Here is an 18,486-nt window from a genome sequence, read left to right as displayed (position 1 = left end):
TCATTCCTTGCCGGTCGCCACGGGCGTGTCGGAAAGCCCGCCCCACTCCGTCCAGGAGCCGTCGTAAAGCCTGTTGTTCGTATGGCCAAGCGTTTCCAGCGCCAGCGTCACCACCGCCGCGGTAATACCGGAGCCGCATGAAGTGACGACAGGTTTCGACAGATCGATGCCGGCCTCCTCGATCACCTTGCGCAGACGGTCCTTCGACAGCAGCTCGCCATTTTCCGACAGCGCCGAATAGGGCAGATTGCGCGCGCCGGGCATATGGCCGGAGCGGATACCCGCGCGCGGCTCAGGTTCAGTGCCGGTGAAGCGGCCCGGTCCACGGGCGTCGGCGATCTGGCTCGCCTTGGTGTCGACGATCCCGCGCATGTCGGCGAGGCTGGCGACGCGCCCGGCGTCGAAGTCGGCATGAAACACGCTTGGCGCGATCTTGGTCGGTTCGGTCGTCACCGGCCTGCCGGCGGCTTTCCAGCCATCGAAGCCGCCCTCCAGAATATAGGTCTGAAAGACGCCCATCACCCGGAACATCCACCACGCCCGAGGTGCGGAGAAGAAACCCGGGCCGTCGTAGACGACGATTGTGTCATCGGCCGAAACGCCCATGGCGCCGACATACTGGGCAAAATGCTGCGGCGACGGCAAGGTATGCGGCAGGGGCGAATCCGGGTCCGAAACGGCATCCTGATCGAGAAATCGTGCGCCCGGGATGTGGACCGACTCATACTCGCCGCGCGCATCGCGCTTCTGCGCCGGGAGATACCAGGATGCGTCGATGATCGTCAGGCCCGGCTCGCCGAGACGTTGCTGCAGCCAGTCTGCGTCGACGGTGAAGGGGCTGTCCTCGGCCATTTTGTTCTCCTGCTCGCTTTTTGGCGATCACTGTCCTGTTCAGTTTGCCGGCATCGGCCCAAAGCGGATGCGGAAGCGCCGGTTCTCGCGGCCCTTCTTCTCGATCTTGCCAATGTGGATTTCGCCGACTTCGGCGGTGCTTTTCACATGGGTGCCGCCGCAGGGCTGGCTGTCCACCGAGGCGTTGTCGCCGATACACACCAGGCGGATCTTGCCTGTGCCCACCGGCGGCCGGACGTTCTTGGATTTCACCAGGCCGGGATTGGCGGCCAGGTCTTCGTCACTGATCAGCCTGACAAAGATCGGATGATCGGCCCGCACCAGGTCCATCAGCCCGGCGGTGACGTCCTCCTTGGTGAAGCCGGCATCCGGAGCGTCGAAGTCGACACGGCTGTCGTCCTCGGAAACCGAGGCACCGGTGATCGGGAACGGACAGACGACGGTAAGCAGGTGGCAAGCCGCGTGCATGCGCATCAGGAGATGCCGCCGCTCCCAGTCGATCGCCAGCCTCAGCGCCTCGCCTGGCTGCGGAACCGCCTGCTCCGGCGCCGGCACGTGTATGATCTCGTCCTTGGTCTCACCGGTGAGGGTGGCGGCAATGACGATACGGCTGCCGTCGCCGCGTTCGAGATACCCGGTATCGCCCGGTTGGCCGCCTGAAGTGGCGTAGAAGATGGTCCGGTCGAGGATGATACCGCCGCGATCGTTGACGGCAACGACCGTTGCGTCCGCCGTCCGCAGATAGGCATCGTCGCGAAACAGGGCGTCCGTCCTGTTTGCCATCACGCGACCTTTTCGAACGGCACCGGAATTGTGCTCTTCAGTTCCATCCAGCCTGGCACCGGCAGCTGCTTTTCGCGCAGGAATTCCGGGTTGAACAGTTTTGATTGATAGCGCGTGCCATAATCACAAAGAATGGTCACGATGGTGTGGCCGGGACCTAATTCCCTGGCCAGACGGATCGCGCCGGCTATGTTGATGCCGGTCGAGCCGCCGACGCAAAGGCCCTCTTCCTGGATCAGGTCGAAGACGATCGGCAGCGCATCCTCATCGGGGATCTGGAATGAAAAATCCGGCGTGAACCCTTCGAGATTGGCGGTGATGCGCCCCTGCCCGATGCCTTCGGTGATCGAGCTGCCTTCGGACTTCAGCTCGCCGCTGGTGTAGAAAGAATAGAGCGCGGCCCCCAGCGGATCGGCGAGCGCGATCTTCACATCCCGGCTTTTGGCCTTCAGTCCGGAGGCGACGCCGGCCAGCGTGCCGCCAGAACCGACCGCCGACACGAAACCGTCGACCTTGCCGCCGGTCTGGCTCCAGATCTCCTCCGCGGTGGTGCGGATATGGCCGTCACGGTTGGCGACATTGTCGAACTGGTTGGCCCAGACGGCGCCGTTCGGTTCTGTCTTTGCCAGTTGCTCGGCCAGCCGCCCCGACAGTTTCACGTAGTTGTTGGGATTCCTGTAGGGCACGGCCGGCACCTCGATCAGCTCAGCGCCGAGCAGCTTGATCGTGTCCTTCTTTTCCTGGCTCTGCGTATCGGGAATGACGATGACGGTCCGGTAGCCGAGCGCCTTGGCGACCAGCGTCAGCCCGATGCCGGTATTGCCTGCCGTTCCCTCGACGATCACGCCGCCGGGCTTCAGCAGCCCGCGCTTCTCGGCGTCGCGGATGATGAACAGGCCCGCACGATCCTTGACCGACTGGCCGGGATTCATGAATTCGGCCTTGCCCAGGATCTCGCAACCGGTTTGTTCCGAAGCTTTGTTGAGGCGGATCAGAGGCGTGTTGCCGATCGCGTCGATCACAGAACGGGGCATTCAGGATTCCTTGTGTAGGTGCGCCGAAACCCTAGAAACCCGAAGCTGCGGTTTCAAGGCAAGAATTTGTCTGGTCCAGTCGCATTTGCAGTGCTGTTGTTGCGTCGGCGCTTCCCGAGGCTGGCCTCTTGCGCCACTGTTCATTTCCGACTGACGTTGAAAAGCGGCTTTTCATTCGATTTCTTCACCGCTAGAGCAATTCCAGGAAGAGTGTGAAACGGTTTTCCGTCCGGAATTGCGTAGAAACAAGGAGATAGAGCAGTTCGCCGTTTCCGTGAAACGGTGAACCGCTCTAGAGCAAAGCACCAACAAGTCGATAGGGCGCAGCATGACACTCTACCGGGCTAACCCGAAGCACGGCGTCGCCTGGATCACGGGCGGCTCAAGCGGCATCGGCCGTGCGCTGGCCAGGGATCTTGCTTCCCAGGGCTATGCCGTCGCGGTGACGGCGCTTGACGACGATCCGATCGACACGCTTGTCGTCGAGACCGCGCAGATGCCGGGCAGTGTCACGGCCTTTCCCTGCGATGTCACCGACGAGCCGCGCATGGCAAGAACCGTCGCCGCGATCGAGAAGGAGCTCGGTCCCATCGTGCTCGCCATCTTCAATGCAGGAAACTACATTTCGACGCCGGGGGAGAATCTTGTCGTCAACGACTTTCGCCGGTCCTTCGAGGTCAATTATTTCGGCATCATCAACGGCCTCGTGCCCGCGGTCGAACGCATGCGTGTGCGGGCGCGCGGCCATGTCGTGCTGGTCGGCTCGGTGACATCCTATTTCGGCTGGCCGACAACGGCCGCCTATGGCGGCACCAAGGCGGCCATCAACATCCTGGCCGAGTCGCTGAAGTATGATTTCGACAAGATGAACGTGCGTATCCAGGTGTTCAATCCCGGCTTCATCGACACCCCGCTGACCGAGAAGAACATGCTGCCCATGCCGGGACTGATGCCGGTCAGCCGCGCATCGCGCCGCATGGCGCGGGGCATCAAGTCGGGCGGCTTCGAAGTCCATTTCCCGCGCCGGACCAGCTGGCCCCTGAAACTGCTCGGCCTGCTGCCGAGGCCGCTGTGCAGAGGGTTTATCAGCCTGATGACCAGTTGGAAGGCGCGGCCGCTGCATTACGACCGCAAGCCCCCGATCGAATAGGCCGCCGGCGAAATTGGCAGGCTCACCGTTTCGGGCCGCCGTCGCCATGGTTGAGACAAGTGCTGCGTGGAGTCTGCGATGGGGCGACGGATCGTGCTTGCTGTGCTGGGCCTGATCGCCATTCTCGCACTGGCCTTCGTGCTCGGCCCGCGCGTTCGCGTCGACACCACGATGCGTTTCGATCCCTCGCTCATCGCTGACGATCCGCAGGCCTATGTGGCAAAGGCGGAAGCCGCCATCCCCGGAATCCGTGACGGGCTGGAAAAAGAGATCGTCTGGGCCGATCCGATGGTGCATGCCAGGACGCCGCTGTCGATCGTCTACATCCACGGCTTTTCCGCATCGAAGGGTGAGGTCCGCCCGCTGCCCGACGAAGTGGCGGAACATCTTGACGCCAATCTCTTCTACACACGCCTTACCGGTCATGGGCAGGATGGCGCGGCGATGACGCAAGGCAGCATCAACGCCTGGATCAACGACTATGAGGAGGCACTCGCCATTGGCCGGGCGATCGGCGACAAGGTGATCGTCATCTCGACGTCGACCGGCGGCTCGCTGGCCGTCTGGGCGGCAACGCAGCCCGGTGCATCGGACGGGGTGGCGGCGATTGCGTTCATCTCCCCGAACTTCGGCGTCAAGGCTTCGGGCGCCGAGATCCTGACCATGCCGTGGGGCAAACAAATCGCCAGGCTGGTCGCCGGCAAGGAACATAGTTTCGTGCCGCGCAACGCGCTGAATGAAGAATTCTGGACCACCCGCTATCCGATCGAAGCAACCTTGCCGATGCAGGCGCTGACCGAGCTTGCCTATGGCGCGCCGGTGGAGAAGGCGACCATCCCTGCTTTGTTCATCTTTTCTGATTCGGACAAAGTGGTGCGGGCCGATCGCACCCGCGAGATTGCCGGGCGCTGGGGCGCGCCGCATGAACTGGTTCCGGTCGATGACACCGGCGACCCGGACAATCACGTCATTGCCGGCGACGCGCTGTCGCCGTCGACCACGGCGTTTCTGGCGCAAAGGATCGCCGTCTGGATCGAAGCGGTGGTGAAGTAGGCAAACGGAAAGGGCGACCGAAGCATCGCTTCAGCCGCCCTTTCCTTGTCTGTCCCGGCAATCAGCCAGCCTGAGCTTGACTGACTACAACGCTGGCTACTTACGCAGCCCGCGCTGCCGGACGCTTGCCGCCGAAGCGGCGCTTGTTGTTGCCTTTGAAGGCCGGCTTGGCGCCTTCCGGCTTGCGCTCGCCTGCGAACGCAGGCTTGTCGCCGAAGCGCTTCTTGCCAAAGCCGTTGCCCTTGTTCTCGCCACCGGGCCGCCTGCCGTCGCGACGGCCATTGCGGTCGTTGCGATCATTGGCCGGCTCGAAGCGCTCGTTCTTTTCAGCCGGATTGCGCAGCGGATCGGGGCTGCCGAGATGGTCGGCAACGATCGGCAGCTTGGTGCGGATGATGCGCTCGACCTGGCGCAGCTTGCTGTTCTCGGAAGGATCGCAAAGCGTGATCGCGATGCCGTCCATGCCGTTGCGGCCGGTACGTCCGATGCGGTGGACGTAGCTCTCGGCTTCATCAGGCAGGTCGAAATTCACGACATGGCTGATGCCGGGGACGTCGATGCCGCGCGCCGCAATGTCGGTCGCCACCAGAATGCGCACCGAGCCGTCGCGGAAATCGTTCAGCGCTTTCTGGCGGGCATTCTGCGACTTGTTGCCGTGGATGACGGCGGCCTTGAAGCCGTCGCGCTCGAGGTCCTTGGTCACCCTGTCGGCACCATGCTTGGTGCGCGAGAAGATGATGACGGACTTCATCGCCTCGTCGGCGAGCATCGTCGACAGAACCTGGCGCTTCTGCTTGGTGCGGGCGAAGACGACGCCCTGCACGATCTCGGCCGCAGCCGTGCTTTGCGGCGCAACTTCGACGCGGATCGGGTTCTTCAGCAGGCCCTTGGCCAGTTCGGCGATTTCATTGGGCATGGTCGCCGAGAACAGCACCGTCTGACGGTCGGGCGCCGTGGCCTTGGCGATGCGCTTGACGTCGTTGATGAAGCCCATGTCGAGCATGCGGTCGCCTTCGTCCAGCACCAGCCATTTGGTGTCGGCAAGCACGAGGTCGCCCTCACGCACAAGGTCGGTCAACCGGCCGGGCGTGGCGATCAGGATGTCGACACCGGGAGCAACCTTCTTCACCTGGCTGAAGCGGGACACGCCGCCGAGCACGAGCGCGGTCGAGACATGCGCGCCCTTGGCGAGGATCTTGATCGTGTCTTCGATCTGCACGGCGAGTTCGCGCGTCGGCGCCAGGATAAGCGCACGCGCCGTCTTCGGCCGGCGCTTGGTGCCAAGCGCAATGATCTTCGACAAGATCGGCAGCGCGAAGGCCGCGGTCTTGCCGGAGCCGGTCTGGGCGATGCCGAAAATGTCACGGCCTTCCATCTGAGGCGGGATCGCCTGTGCCTGGATCGGCTTCGGCTCGGCGAAGCCGGCGTTGTGGGTGGCCTTGAGCAGCGCGCCCGTAATACCCAGTGCCGCGAAACCGGTGAGTTCCGCAGTGCTACCGGGCAAAGTGTTTTCGTTGGTCAAAATAATCTTCTTTCACGCGGCTTCTGGCCGCAAACATCGATGGCGGCAGGGCGCAACCTGCCGTCGAAAAATCTGTGATGAACGACAAGGCGGGCGGACGTATTCGTCCACTCGGCTGCGCTGTCGTGCCCGCAGGCATCATGCCACGGGGCTTTTTCGCCGCTTTGTGATTTACCGGAAAAAGGGCCGATATACCGGAAAGAGGGAAAACAGACGCAACCAGTCTCATTCGTCGAGAAGGCCGGATTCGTTCCCGGCCCAAGCGCCTATGGGCTGCATATGGCTGAGTTCGCCGCCAAATGCAAGGGGCGTCATGCTGCAGCGCAACAAAACCCGTGGCGCAAGCGGCGCTTGCGCTCGCTTGCCGGCACGATTACCACGAAATGCCACTGGCTTGGGAGGTAATCGATGAAAGACGTTCTCAAGGAACTCGAGCGCCGCCGCGAGATTGCCCGCATGGGCGGCGGCCAGGCTCGCATCGATGCCCAGCACAAGAAGGGCAAACTCACCGCGCGCGAACGCATCGAGGTGTTTCTCGACGAGGGCTCGTTCGAGGAATTCGACATGTATGTCGAGCACCGCTCGACCGACTTCGGCATGGAGAAGAGCAAGATCGCCGGCGACGGCGTGGTCACCGGCTGGGGCACCGTCAACGGCCGCCCGGTCTACCTCTTCGCCAAGGATTTTACCGTGTTCGGCGGCTCGCTGTCGGAAGCGCATGCCGAGAAGGTCATCAAGGTGCAGGAGATGGCGCTGCGCAACCGGGCGCCGATCATCGGCCTCTACGATGCTGGCGGCGCGCGCATCCAGGAAGGCGTGGCAGCACTCGGCGGCTATGCCGAGATTTTTCAGCGCAACGTGCTGGCCTCAGGCGTCATTCCGCAGATTTCCGTCATCATGGGACCGTGCGCCGGCGGCGACGTCTATTCGCCTGCCATGACCGACTTCATCTTCATGGTGCGCGACACTTCCTACATGTTCGTCACCGGACCGGATGTGGTGAAGACCGTGACCAACGAGACGGTGACCGCCGAGAGCCTCGGCGGCGCCTCCGTCCACACGACGAAATCCTCGATCGCCGACGGCGCCTATGACAATGATGTCGAGGCGCTGTTGCAGATGCGCCGGCTGGTCGACCTGCTGCCGGCTTCCAACACATCGGAGCTTCCCGAGATCGAATGCTACCAGTCGGTCACCGACCATGATTTGTCGCTCGACCGGCTGATTCCCGACAATGCCAACAAGCCCTACGACATCAAGGAACTGATCATGAAAGTTGCCGACGAAGGCGACTTCTTCGAGATCCAGCAGAACTTCGCCAAGAACATCGTCACCGGGTTCGGGCGCGTCGAGGGCCGCACCGTCGGCTTCGTCGCCAACCAGCCGATGGTGCTGGCCGGCGTGCTCGATTCGGATGCCAGCCGCAAAGCGGCGCGCTTCGTGCGTTTCTGCGACTGTTTTTCGATCCCGATCGTCACCTTCGTCGATGTCCCCGGCTTCCTGCCTGGCACCGCGCAGGAATATGGCGGGCTGATCAAGCATGGCGCGAAACTCCTGTTCGCCTATGCCGAGGCCACCGTGCCGAAGATCACCGTCATCACCCGCAAAGCCTATGGCGGCGCCTATGACGTGATGGCGTCAAAGCATCTGCGCGGCGACATGAACTATGCCTGGCCGACGGCGCAGATCGCGGTGATGGGTGCCAGGGGGGCGGTGGAGATCATCTATCGCAAGGACATCGGTGACATCGAAAAGATCGCAGCCCACACAAAGGCTTACGAGGATCGCTTCCTGTCGCCCTTCGTCGCCGCCGAGCGCGGCTATGTCGATGAGGTGATCATGCCGCACTCGACCCGCCGCCGCATCGCGCGCGCGCTACGCATGCTGCGCAACAAGGACATGCAGAACCCCTGGAAGAAGCACGACAACATCCCGCTGTGAGGCGTGGCTGGGCATCTATCCGAGGTAACCGTCGGGCAGCTCACTCCTCTTCCGCCGCGCCAAATCCCGCCCCCATGGTGGCGCGGACAGGGCTGCCCCATGGCGTCGCGTGATTGTCGATACGCATCTGGAAGATAAAGTAAGTCGGCGAGCAGAAGCCGATGCCTTTCACCTTGCCGATGCCCGGCGTGTCAGGCGGCAGTGACTGGCACATATAGTCCTCGCGGCAGAAATGATCGGCCGAACAGGCCGGCCGGTTGCCGCGATTGACGGCGCCGCCAAGACATTGGTCGAAATTGTTGGTGGCCACGCAGATATCGAATTTCTTGCCGCCGACCAGCCCGCAAATCTCGTTCGGCATCGGCTTGCCGGCTTTGAAGGCCGCGAAGTCGCGGTCCTTGTCGTCGCAGCCGCGATAAGCGATCCCGCCCGGCACGCCGATCTTCGGCGGCCGGCAGGTATAGGCGGTGCGCGAGACATCCGGGGCGAAGGCCGCGAACTGGCCCGATCTGCTGTAGCGGTCGTTGAAAGGCTGCACCGCGTTGCTGGCGATCGAGCCGGTCAGGCAGGGGTGGCCGGAAAACATTTTTTCGCTGTCCTTGGGCAGCAGGCATTGCGCCAGTTTCGTGTGCACGCCTGAAGCGGTGGCCAGCGGCGTGCAGACGGTGCCGCCGTCGCATTGCCAGGTCGCGCCGAACCGCGCGGCATCTTCCGGCATCAGGCACGGCATGGCCATCTCCGCCGGCGCGTAATCGACCGCGTCGGCGTTCGTCCAGACCGCCGGCGGCGCAAAGGAGAGCGGACGGAAGCGGTTCGGCTGCTTGCCTTCGGCCGTGGCGGCGAGCCACGCCTGGCGCCGCGGGATCTCGGCATGAAGATGCGGCGAAATCCCGACCTCGATGCGGTTCAACGGCGATGTCGTCTTGTCGTCTAGCCCGATGAAATGGAAACCGGCGGTCGAACCGGCCTGATGGCAACCCTGGCAGGCGCCGTTGTCCAGCCGCTCGACCAGCGCTTCCGGCGTGCGCACCAGTTTCAGCGCGGAATAGTCGAGCGATGCGAATTCCTTGGGCTGGAATAATTGCGTAAACGGATGATTGGCCTGCCGCGCGCTGCCGAAGGTCGACCATGAAATGATCTTTCTGGCCAGGAACTCGTCGGGGATTTCATAGACGCCTTCGTCGACCGCCGGCAGATTGGCGCCGACATAGGCGGCAAGCCGTGCTTTCAGCGCCGCGTCCTGCGAGAGCCGTGCGGTGTCGGGCGTGTTCTCCAGCGGCTTCTCGCTGATAGCAGCGCCATAGATGCCGAATACCCGCATGAGATAGGCCGCCTGCCCGCCGAACTCGGTTTCCTGGCCGGACGGGAAGCGCACCACCTGCGCGTTGAGCTCCAGCTGCTTGAAGGTCAGCCCGGCCTTCTCCAGCGGCCCGCCGGTCAGCCAGCCGGCATCGACGCTCTCGTCAAGCTGTGGCGCCCAGCGTCCGGCAGTGCCGACGCAGCCGCCATCGGCATCGGGCGCGGCGCTGTAGACGGCATTGAAGTTGAAAGGCAGGCGTGATGCCAGCAGCTTGCCGTTCTTGCGAAAACTGTAGGCCAGGCGGTAGATGAAGCGCACCTCGCCGCAGCTCCTGTCGCCTTGCAGCGGCATGAAATCGCGACGGTCGAGCCGGTTGACGACGCCGACCAGACGGAAGCGCGCGGCGTCGGTCTTCAGCCAGCGCACGTCCATGATGCGGCCGACATTGCCGTCTGTCACCTCGTAGAGCGGCCGCCCGCCGGCCTTCATCTCGGCGCGGAGCGCCGCAACATCGGAGGCAACGATGTCGACGATGGCGTGATAGGCGGGGGCCTCGTCGTAAAGCGTCTTTAGACCGTCCTCGCCGTCAACCCCCAAAACATCGGCGAAGCCGAAACCCCCGGCATCGAGCGCGGCGAGCACCGCCGGATTGTCGACGACGGTTACAGGGCCTTCGGCGCGCGCCGTCGACGCCACGAAGGCGATAAAGAAAGTGGCAAGCAAAAGAGCAAAGGGACGGCTCATGGAGCGGCCGTGCGCGCGTCGAAGAGTTCACGCAACACCGGCAGCAGCGCCAGCGGCAGATCCTCGGCGATCAGGCCGGGTCCGAACCGGCTGCCGGCTTCAGCGTGTAGCCACACCGCCGCGCAGGTGCCCTCGAAGGGCGGCATGCCTTGTGCGAGCAGACCGGCGATGATGCCCGACAGCACGTCGCCTGACCCGGCTGTGGCCAGCCACGGCGCACCATTGGAATTGATGGCTGCCTTGCCATCAGGCGCAGCTATGACCGTGTCGGCGCCCTTGTAGACGATCGTTGCGTTGGCCCGCGCGGCAGCCGCTCGCGCCTTGTCCAATTTCGACATGGTTTTGTCCCCGGCGATATCTGGGAACAAGCGGCCGAATTCACCCTCATGCGGCGTGATCACCAACGCTGGCGCGTTCAGGTGACGGGCGGCTTCGAACAGCGCCTGCGGCTGATGGGCCATAGATGTAATGGCGTCAGCATCAAGCACGATCGCTCCTCTATGGTTTGCAGTTTGCGATGCGCGTGCACCCTCCGCCAAGGTCTTGATCAGTTGCAGGGCGAAATCGCCGACCTTGGGCTTTGGCCCGAGCCCCGGTCCAAACACCAGCGCCTCGGGATGGCGCGCCGTCAGAAATTCCTGCACCTCCTCGAGTGACCCCGCCTCTCGCAGCATGATCGAGGTGAGGTGTATCGCGTTCACCTGCATGGCATTGCCAGGCGACAGCACGGTGACCGCCCCTGCCCCGCTTCTCGCGGCGGCCATCGCCGACAGCCGCGCTGCGCCGGTAGCACTGGGACCGCCGGAAAAGACGCCGACATGGCCGCGCTTGTATTTATGCGCGTCCACCGCCGGCACCGGAAATTCCCGCAACCACAGGTCCGGCACATTTTCGAAGGTCGAGACGGCGAGCTGGGCGATGATGCCGTCATCGATGCCGATATCGGCGAGCACGATCTCACCGCATTGCCCGCGCCCCGGCAGCAGCAAGTGGCCGGGCTTTTTCCGCGCGAAGGTGACGGTGACCTCGGCACGAAACGCCCTGCTCAATATTTCGCCGCTGGCTCCCGAGACGCCCGACGGCAGGTCGATCGAGACCACAGGCAGGCGCAGGGCTGTCACGGTATCGACAGCTTTCGCGGCATCGCCGGACAGCGGCTTGGACAGCCCTGCCCCATAGAGCGCGTCGATCACGATCGAGCCGAACTCGGCGTCGAAATCAGACAGCGGCCGGGACTTGACCAGGGATTCCGCGGCGGCGAGCGCCGCATCGCTTTCCGGCCTCGGCGCTCCGGATGACCAGATCGTTATGCCGACGCCGCTGCCGGCCAGGAGGCGTGCGACGACATAGCCATCGCCGCCATTGTTGCCGGGCCCGCAGAGCACATGGATGTGCTTTGCCGAGGGATAGCGCTTGAGCACCTCGGTCGCGACCGCTTCGCCCGCGCGCCGCATCAGGCTGATTCCATCGGCCGGACCGGCCGCGATCGTCAGCCGATCAGCCTCGCTCATTTCGGCCGGGGAAAGAAGTTCGTTGCTCATGGATTGCCGATCCGCATGCTATCGCGCATTGTCCAATTTCGATCCTAAGCAAACAAGGGGGAGTTGCCGAGATCTGCAGCCATAACGTCGGCACGAAGGCATCGCGGGCAGAAAATTGCCTGCGGGATAGGCGATATGCCTGATTTTTGTGCGGACGCGGGTGCTGGCGCTGTGTAGGCTCTGGCAGCCCATGCCGCTTCCGGTGCAGCGAATGACGCGAATTTGCATCCCGGTGCGGCGTGGCTTTGAAATCTTATGAGACCGCTTCGAATCCGCTGAATTGGCACAGTTCGTGCTTGATGGAGGCGCAAGCGGGGGGTCACAACCCGTTTTTTTGGCAGTGGAGGCCACTTTTTACATGAAAAAGATCGAAGCGATCATCAAGCCATTCAAGCTGGACGAAGTGAAGGAAGCGCTTCAGGAGGCCGGACTGCAAGGCATAACCGTCACCGAGGCAAAGGGCTTCGGTCGTCAGAAGGGCCATACCGAACTCTACCGAGGCGCCGAATATGTCGTCGATTTCCTGCCCAAGGTGAAGATCGAGGTCGTGCTTGGCGACGACGCGGTCGAAGGCGCCATCGAGGCCATCCGCAAGGCGGCCCAGACGGGCCGCATCGGTGACGGCAAGATCTTCGTCTCCAACATCGAGGAAGTCGTGCGGATCCGCACCGGCGAAACGGGCATGGACGCGGTCTGAACCGACCGCCCCACCCTCCTGAAAACGTCATCATCAAAAAAAGTCATCACACAGGGATACACGACATGACGACAGCCAAAGACATCATGAAGCAGATCAAGGACAACGACGTGAAATTCGTCGACCTGCGCTTCACAGACCCGAAGGGCAAGCTGCAACACGTGACGATGGATGTCATCGAGGTCGAGGAAGACATGTTCGCCGATGGCGTGATGTTCGACGGCTCGTCGATTGCCGGCTGGAAGGCCATCAACGAGTCCGACATGGTGCTGATGCCCGACCCGGAAACGGTCCACATGGATCCGTTCTTCGCCCAGTCGACCATGGTCATCCTGTGCGACATCCTCGATCCGGTTTCGGGTGAATCCTACAACCGCGATCCGCGCGGCACGGCCAAGAAGGCCGAGGCTTACATGAAGGCCGAAGGCATCGGCGACACCATCTTTGTCGGCCCGGAAGCCGAATTTTTCGTCTTCGACGACGTGAAGTACAAGGCCGATCCCTACAACACCGGTTTCAAGCTCGACTCCACGGAACTGCCGTCGAACGACGACACCGACTACGAGACCGGCAATCTCGGCCACCGTCCGCGCGTCAAGGGAGGCTACTTCCCGGTGCCGCCGATCGACAGCGCGCAGGACATGCGCTCGGAAATGCTGACCGTGCTCGCCGAGATGGGCGTGCGCGTCGAAAAGCATCACCATGAGGTGGCGGCGGCGCAGCACGAACTCGGCATCAAGTTCGACGCACTGGTACGCAACGCCGACAAGATGCTGATCTACAAATATGTCGTGCACCAGGTCGCCAATGCCTACGGCAAGACGGCGACCTTCATGCCGAAGCCGATCTTCGGCGACAACGGCTCGGGCATGCACGTCCACATGTCGATCTGGAAGAACGGCAAGCCGACCTTCGCCGGCAATGAATATGCCGGTCTGTCGGAAAGCTGCCTGTTCTTCATCGGCGGCGTCATCAAGCATGCCAAGGCGATCAACGCCTTCACAAACCCGCTGACCAACTCCTACAAGCGCCTGGTGCCGGGTTACGAAGCGCCGGTTCTGCTCGCCTATTCGGCGCGCAATCGCTCGGCGTCCTGCCGTATCCCGTTCGGCTCGTCGCCGAAGGCCAAGCGCGTCGAGGTCCGCTTCCCCGATCCGGGCGCGAACCCCTACCTCGCCTTCTCCGCGCTGCTGATGGCCGGCCTCGACGGTATCAAGAACAAGATCCATCCCGGCCAGCCGATGGACAAGGATCTCTACGACCTGCCGCCGAAGGAACTGAAGAAGATCCCGACCGTCTGCGGCTCGCTGCGCGAAGCCCTGCAGAGCCTCGACAAGGACCGTGGCTTCCTGAAGGCTGGCGGCGTCTTCGACGACGACCAGATCGACAGCTACATCGAACTGAAGATGGCCGAAGTGATGCGCTTCGAAATGACCCCGCATCCGGTCGAATACGACATGTACTACTCCGTCTGAGGCTTCAATCTCAGACTAAGATTCGCCATAATAACCAAGCCCTTGAAAGACTTCCCTCTTTCAAGGGCTTTTTGCTGCGCTCCAATATGAATTGCCAGCCGACCGGCATGTCTCGCCTGCGCGGCAGCCACGCATGGACAGCCATATTGGCCTTTCGTCTTCGACGATCATACGATGCCTGGATTCTGGACCCACGGTCCATAGGAGCGGCCGGCTTGAGCATCGGTCCGGTGACTTCAATCACTACTCGGCGATGTCCGGTGAAGATCAAGGCGGCCGGTCGGTCGCCAACGTTGGAGCCAGGAGCGAGCGGAGCACTGTCTCAGGCTACAGTGACCGCTCGTCCGGCGCCCACGCCAATGCCGCCGTTCAGAAAACCCCGCCCGTCCGAACAGCATTGCGTGACGTAACCCCAAGGCCTGCGAATACGCATGCCGTAGCGTGATCTGTCAACGCTGCAAGCCGGGCCGCGAATGACCGATTCTGCTGTATGAACAGATGCTTATGGAAGGTCCATTGCCCCAGATAAGGGCTGGAAAAGGCGCTTTTCCGGGCTTTATAGGGAGTGATCGCCGGAGGCTCACATGGCTGCGGCCAGAACTTCCGGGCGATTTGCGACCGCGTGAATTCCCTGACTTTTTCTGGGTATGTTTTACCAGGAATGCCGTCAGCCGGGTAACGGCCAAAAAAGAACCCCGGCGCGAAACGCCGGGGTCATCTTGTCATGCAGTCCGAAACGCTTACGCGGCGGCCGAAACCTGAGCGCTTGCCGGAACCGAGGCGATCGTCTTCAGGATTTGCGAGGCGATCTGGTAAGGGTCGCCCTGCGAGTTCGGACGGCGGTCTTCCAGATAACCCTTGTAGTCGCTCTTGATGAAGGAATGCGGCACGCGGATCGAGGCGCCACGGTCGGCAATGCCATAGCTGAACCGGTTCCACGGCGCGGTCTCGTGCTTGCCGGTCAAACGCTTGTCGTTGTCCGGGCCGTAGACGGCGATGTGATCCATCAGGTTCTTGTCGAAGGCCGCCATCAGCGCTTCGAAATAGGCCTTGCCGCCGACTTCGCGCATATAGGCGGTCGAGAAGTTGGCGTGCATGCCAGAGCCGTTCCAGTCGGTGTCGCCGAGCGGCTTGCAGTGGTATTCGATGTCGATGCCGTACTTCTCGGTCAGGCGCTGCATGAGGTAGCGGGCCATCCACATCTGGTCGGCGGCTTTCTTGGAGCCCTTGCCGAAAATCTGGAATTCCCACTGGCCCTTGGCAACTTCGGCGTTGATGCCCTCGTGGTTGATGCCGGCGGCGAGGCAGAGGTCGAGATGCTCCTCGACGATCTGGCGCGCGACGGAGCCGACATTGGAATAGCCGACGCCGGTGTAGTACGGGCCCTGGGGTGCGGGATAGCCGCTCTCGGGGAAGCCGAGCGGCCGGCCGTCCTTGTAGAAGAAATATTCCTGCTCGAAGCCGAACCAGGCGCCCTCGTCATCGAGGATGGTGGCGCGCTTGTTGGAGGCATGCGGCGTGACGCCATCGGGCATCATGACTTCGCACATGACCAGCACGCCGTTGGTACGGGCGGGATCCGGATAGACCGCAACCGGCTTCAGCACGCAATCGGAGCTGTGCCCTTCGGCCTGCTGGGTCGAGGAACCATCGAAGCCCCACAGCGGCAACTGCTCGAGATCAGGGAATTCGGCGAATTCCTTGATCTGCGTCTTGCCGCGAAGGTTGGGGACCGGGGTATATCCATCGAGCCAGATATACTCGAGCTTGTATTTCGTCATTCTAGCCTCTCGTTGCTTGATCACCGAACACTGAACGGCGTCGACATGCGTCTGCCGTCAGCAGCCGGCCTGCCGCATTCTTAAAATGCAATTCGTGTGCCATTCTTGGTGTGGAGGGTGCGGCAAAATTGACCCGGTTTCCACTCGAAGTTGGTGAGCCGCCTAAGCGATGCGTTCGGATCAATCACAGTTGTTATTTGCACAAATAGTATGCAATTGCTGATCTTTTCATAGGCATATTGCCTAACTTGATTGCAGACCTTATCTTCGGATCAAGTTGAATCGAAAAGGTTCGGCAGAAGAAAGGAACCCGGCAATGGAAATCATTTCCACACGACCGTCGGCCAAGATTTTGATGTTCCCGACGGCAGCGCGCGCCGCTGCCTCAAATTTGAGCGGCAAGGCTAAGTTTGCGGCAGAGCTTGCCTCGCTGCGTGGTGCCCGCGCAGACTTCGGCGACGGCTGGTACCATGAGGCAGCCATCGAGGATGAGACCCGGGGCCGCAAGAGCTGACACAAAGGGCAGCAGCCCTCGCCAACGAATTGGCCTGAAAAGAGAAAGCCCGGCGCGATTGCTCGCGCCGGGCTTTCTTCTGAACACCGGGCCTGCCTACTCCTTGGCGTGCAGGTCGGTGCCGAGCGTATCCTTGACGAAGATCATGCCGATGACCAGCGTTATCGCCGCGATCACCACCGGATACCAAAGGCCATAGTAGATGTCGCCCTTATAGGCGCTGAGCGCGAACACGGTTGCCGGCAGCAGGCCGCCGAACCAGCCATTGCCGATGTGATAGGGCAACGACATGCCGGTGTAGCGAATGCGGGTCGGGAACATCTCGACCAGGATCGCCGCGATCGGCCCATAGACCATGGTCACGAACAGCACCAGGATGAACAGGATGCCGATCGTCATTGGCCAGTTCACTGCTGCAGGATCGGCGAACATGGCGAACGCGCCACCACCCGGAATGTTGTAGACGGTGACTTCGGGTGCGCCCGCCGCCTCGTCGGTGGTCAGCAGCTTGTCCTTGACTGCCTGGTCGATCGGCACCGTCGCCCTCTCACCGGCACGGATGGCAGCGGCATCCAGCTTCAGTTCCGGGTTGGCGGCAACAAACGCATCGAGCTTCTGGTCCGCAACCTTGGCTGCCGCGCGCTTCAGCGGATAGCCGCCGTCCTGCAGCGACATGTTGACGGCCTTGATGAAGGCGGCTTCCTTGGCCTTGGCCTGATCGCCGGCGGCGATGGCGTCATAGGACTCGACCGTCTCGTTGCCGATCTTGACAGATGCGGGTGTGCCGGCGGCGGCCGTCGACACGACGTCATAGGGAACCGAGTTCTTGGTCAGGAAAGAGGTCGCGATATCGCAGGATGTCGTGAACTTCGCGGTACCCACCGGATTGAACTGGAACTTGCAATCTCCAGGTGCCGCCGTCACCGTCGCCCGCGTGTTCTGCTGGGCTGTGGCAAGCGCCGGATTGGCAGCCCAGGTCAGTGCCTTGAACAGCGGGAAGGTGCATACAATCGCTAAGGCAAGGCCCGCCATGATGATCGGCTTGCGGCCGATCTTGTCGGAGAGCCAGCCAAAGACGACGAAGAAGATCGAGCCTACTGCCAGGGCGATCGCGATCATGATGTTGACCGATTGCGCGTCGACCTTGAGCACGTTGGTCAGGAAGAACAGCGCATAGAACTGGCCGTTATACCAGACCACGGCCTGACCGGCGGTGAGGCCGAGCAGCGCCAGCAGTGCGATCTTGGCATTCTTCCATTGACCGAAGGCTTCCGTCAGCGGCGCCTTGGAGCCCTTGCCCTCATCCTTCATGCGCTGGAAGGTCGGGGATTCGGAAAGCGAAAGCCGGATCCAGATCGAGATGCCGAGCAGCAGGAAAGACACGATGAACGGAATACGCCAACCCCAGGCAGCATAGTTTTCCTTACTCAATGAAGCCTGTACGATCAGGATCACAACCAGCGACAGGAACAGGCCGAGCGTCGCCGTGGTCTGGATCCACGAGGTGTAGTAGCCGCGCCGGTTGTCCGGCGCATGTTCGGCGACGTAAGTGGCCGCGCCGCCATATTCGCCACCCAGTGCCAGGCCCTGCAGCATGCGCAGGATGATCAGGATCACCGGAGCGGCGATGCCCAAGGTCGCATAGCCAGGCAGCAAGCCGACCAGGAAGGTCGACAGGCCCATGATCGTCATGGTGACGAGGAAGGTATATTTACGGCCGACAAGATCGCCGATGCGGCCGAACAGCAATGCGCCGAACGGGCGCACCAGGAAGCCGGCAGCGAAAGCCAGCAGCGCGAAGATATTGCGGGTCGCTTCCGGGATGGCTGGACTGAAAAAGGTCGAACCAATGAACACCGCCAGCGAGCCGTAGAGATAGAAATCATACCATTCGAAAACGGTGCCGAGCGAGGAAGCGAAGATGACTTTCTTCTCCTCCCGCGTCATGGCGCGGCTTGCTCCGCCGGCGGTCGATGCTATTGCCATTGCGTTATCCTCCCGTGAGACCCGTTCTCGATGCTGCGCGACACCGTCCGCGTTCTCCTCCGAGCACGGACTCAACGACAGCCATTCGGGAAAAATGACAGAAAGCGCCCGCC

14 protein-coding genes are annotated in these 18,486 nt (G+C 62.2%); 6 read left to right on the top strand and 8 right to left on the bottom strand.

Annotation, left to right across the window (positions count from 1 at the left end; all coding sequences use genetic code 11):
- From sseA to NP945_RS09795, 3 genes are read right to left on the bottom strand one after another with little or no spacing between them, the layout of a single operon-like run.
- Positions 1-852 carry a 3-mercaptopyruvate sulfurtransferase gene (sseA, locus tag NP945_RS09805; RefSeq protein ID WP_256746219.1) on the bottom strand — a complete coding sequence of 284 codons (852 nt, stop codon included), beginning with the start codon at positions 850-852 and terminating at the stop codon, positions 1-3.
- A 39-nt stretch (positions 853-891) separates the two neighbouring features.
- Positions 892-1,635: an alanyl-tRNA editing protein gene (locus NP945_RS09800; RefSeq protein ID WP_127270595.1), complete on the bottom strand. Its 744-nt coding sequence runs from the start codon at positions 1,633-1,635 to the stop codon at positions 892-894.
- Positions 1,635-2,669 (bottom strand): cysteine synthase A, encoded by a 1,035-nt coding sequence (locus NP945_RS09795; protein WP_256746218.1) that lies wholly within the window; start codon positions 2,667-2,669, stop codon positions 1,635-1,637. The genes NP945_RS09800 and NP945_RS09795 overlap by 1 nt, the downstream gene beginning before the upstream one ends.
- Positions 2,670-2,997: 328 nt before the next feature.
- Here NP945_RS09795 and NP945_RS09790 point away from each other — a divergent pair, with 328 nt between their 5' ends.
- Together NP945_RS09790 and NP945_RS09785 are read left to right on the top strand one after the other, a co-directional pair.
- Positions 2,998-3,819 carry an SDR family oxidoreductase gene (locus NP945_RS09790; RefSeq protein ID WP_023812065.1) on the top strand — a complete coding sequence of 274 codons (822 nt, stop codon included), beginning with the start codon at positions 2,998-3,000 and terminating at the stop codon, positions 3,817-3,819.
- Between the two features lie 78 nt (positions 3,820-3,897).
- Positions 3,898-4,872, top strand: coding sequence for a carboxylesterase (locus tag NP945_RS09785; RefSeq protein ID WP_256746217.1), 975 nt, complete (start codon positions 3,898-3,900; stop codon positions 4,870-4,872).
- A gap of 100 nt (positions 4,873-4,972) precedes the next feature.
- Here the strand turns inward: NP945_RS09785 and NP945_RS09780 are convergent, their stop codons facing one another.
- Positions 4,973-6,394 (bottom strand): DEAD/DEAH box helicase, encoded by a 1,422-nt coding sequence (locus NP945_RS09780; RefSeq protein WP_127269639.1) that lies wholly within the window; start codon positions 6,392-6,394, stop codon positions 4,973-4,975.
- A gap of 408 nt (positions 6,395-6,802) precedes the next feature.
- On the opposite strand from NP945_RS09780, the gene NP945_RS09775 reads away from it, so the two are divergent.
- On the top strand, positions 6,803-8,335 hold the full coding sequence (locus NP945_RS09775; protein ID WP_128310013.1) for an acyl-CoA carboxylase subunit beta: 1,533 nt from the start codon (positions 6,803-6,805) through the stop codon (positions 8,333-8,335).
- A 40-nt stretch (positions 8,336-8,375) separates the two neighbouring features.
- Here NP945_RS09775 and NP945_RS09770 read toward each other — a convergent pair whose 3' ends face one another.
- A complete protein-coding gene (locus tag NP945_RS09770) occupies positions 8,376-10,379 on the bottom strand; it encodes a hypothetical protein (RefSeq protein ID WP_256746216.1) in 2,004 nt (667 codons plus the stop codon).
- Complete coding sequence (locus NP945_RS09765) at positions 10,376-11,920, bottom strand: NAD(P)H-hydrate dehydratase (protein ID WP_256746215.1); 1,545 nt, start codon at positions 11,918-11,920, stop codon at positions 10,376-10,378. Before NP945_RS09765 ends, NP945_RS09770 begins: the two co-directional genes overlap by 4 nt.
- A gap of 358 nt (positions 11,921-12,278) precedes the next feature.
- Here NP945_RS09765 and NP945_RS09760 point away from each other — a divergent pair, with 358 nt between their 5' ends.
- Positions 12,279-12,617, top strand: coding sequence for a P-II family nitrogen regulator (locus NP945_RS09760; RefSeq protein WP_006205430.1), 339 nt, complete (start codon positions 12,279-12,281; stop codon positions 12,615-12,617).
- 65 nt (positions 12,618-12,682) lie between these two features.
- Entirely contained in the window at positions 12,683-14,092 is a 1,410-nt protein-coding gene (gene glnA / locus NP945_RS09755; RefSeq protein ID WP_127269124.1) for a type I glutamate--ammonia ligase, read from the top strand.
- Between the two features lie 740 nt (positions 14,093-14,832).
- On the opposite strand, the gene NP945_RS09750 is transcribed toward glnA, so the two are convergent.
- Positions 14,833-15,873, bottom strand: a complete 1,041-nt coding sequence (locus NP945_RS09750; protein ID WP_127260164.1) for a glutamine synthetase beta-grasp domain-containing protein — start codon at positions 15,871-15,873, stop codon at positions 14,833-14,835.
- A 316-nt stretch (positions 15,874-16,189) separates the two neighbouring features.
- Between NP945_RS09750 and NP945_RS09745 the strand changes: the two genes are divergently transcribed.
- Entirely contained in the window at positions 16,190-16,387 is a 198-nt protein-coding gene (locus tag NP945_RS09745) for a DUF2735 domain-containing protein (protein WP_256746214.1), read from the top strand.
- A gap of 96 nt (positions 16,388-16,483) precedes the next feature.
- Here NP945_RS09745 and NP945_RS09740 read toward each other — a convergent pair whose 3' ends face one another.
- Positions 16,484-18,373, bottom strand: coding sequence for an MFS transporter (locus NP945_RS09740; protein WP_256746213.1), 1,890 nt, complete (start codon positions 18,371-18,373; stop codon positions 16,484-16,486).
- Positions 18,374-18,486: the final 113 nt, after the last annotated feature.

Source organism: Mesorhizobium sp. LMG17149 (genome assembly GCF_024518695.1).
Classification (GTDB): Bacteria; Pseudomonadota; Alphaproteobacteria; order Rhizobiales; family Rhizobiaceae; genus Mesorhizobium.
The sequence above is the reverse complement of the archived record's forward strand: the minus strand, read 5'-3'. Positions and strand labels throughout refer to the sequence as shown.

Excerpts from the sequence above, each read along its gene's own strand:
- NP945_RS09770 (WP_256746216.1), bottom strand. The coding sequence starts at position 10,379 with ATGAGCCGTCCCTTTGCTCTTTTGCTTGCCACTTTCTTTATCGCCTTC.
- NP945_RS09760 (WP_006205430.1), top strand. The coding sequence starts at position 12,279 with ATGAAAAAGATCGAAGCGATCATCAAGCCATTCAAGCTGGACGAAGTG.
- NP945_RS09745 (WP_256746214.1), top strand. The coding sequence starts at position 16,190 with ATGGAAATCATTTCCACACGACCGTCGGCCAAGATTTTGATGTTCCCG.
- NP945_RS09765 (WP_256746215.1), bottom strand. The coding sequence starts at position 11,920 with ATGAGCAACGAACTTCTTTCCCCGGCCGAAATGAGCGAGGCTGATCGG.
- NP945_RS09795 (WP_256746218.1), bottom strand. The coding sequence starts at position 2,669 with ATGCCCCGTTCTGTGATCGACGCGATCGGCAACACGCCTCTGATCCGC.
- NP945_RS09775 (WP_128310013.1), top strand. The coding sequence starts at position 6,803 with ATGAAAGACGTTCTCAAGGAACTCGAGCGCCGCCGCGAGATTGCCCGC.
- NP945_RS09750 (WP_127260164.1), bottom strand. The coding sequence starts at position 15,873 with ATGACGAAATACAAGCTCGAGTATATCTGGCTCGATGGATATACCCCG.
- NP945_RS09785 (WP_256746217.1), top strand. The coding sequence starts at position 3,898 with ATGGGGCGACGGATCGTGCTTGCTGTGCTGGGCCTGATCGCCATTCTC.
- NP945_RS09790 (WP_023812065.1), top strand. The coding sequence starts at position 2,998 with ATGACACTCTACCGGGCTAACCCGAAGCACGGCGTCGCCTGGATCACG.
- NP945_RS09800 (WP_127270595.1), bottom strand. The coding sequence starts at position 1,635 with ATGGCAAACAGGACGGACGCCCTGTTTCGCGACGATGCCTATCTGCGG.
- NP945_RS09740 (WP_256746213.1), bottom strand. The coding sequence starts at position 18,373 with ATGGCAATAGCATCGACCGCCGGCGGAGCAAGCCGCGCCATGACGCGG.
- glnA (WP_127269124.1), top strand. The coding sequence starts at position 12,683 with ATGACGACAGCCAAAGACATCATGAAGCAGATCAAGGACAACGACGTG.
- sseA (WP_256746219.1), bottom strand. The coding sequence starts at position 852 with ATGGCCGAGGACAGCCCCTTCACCGTCGACGCAGACTGGCTGCAGCAA.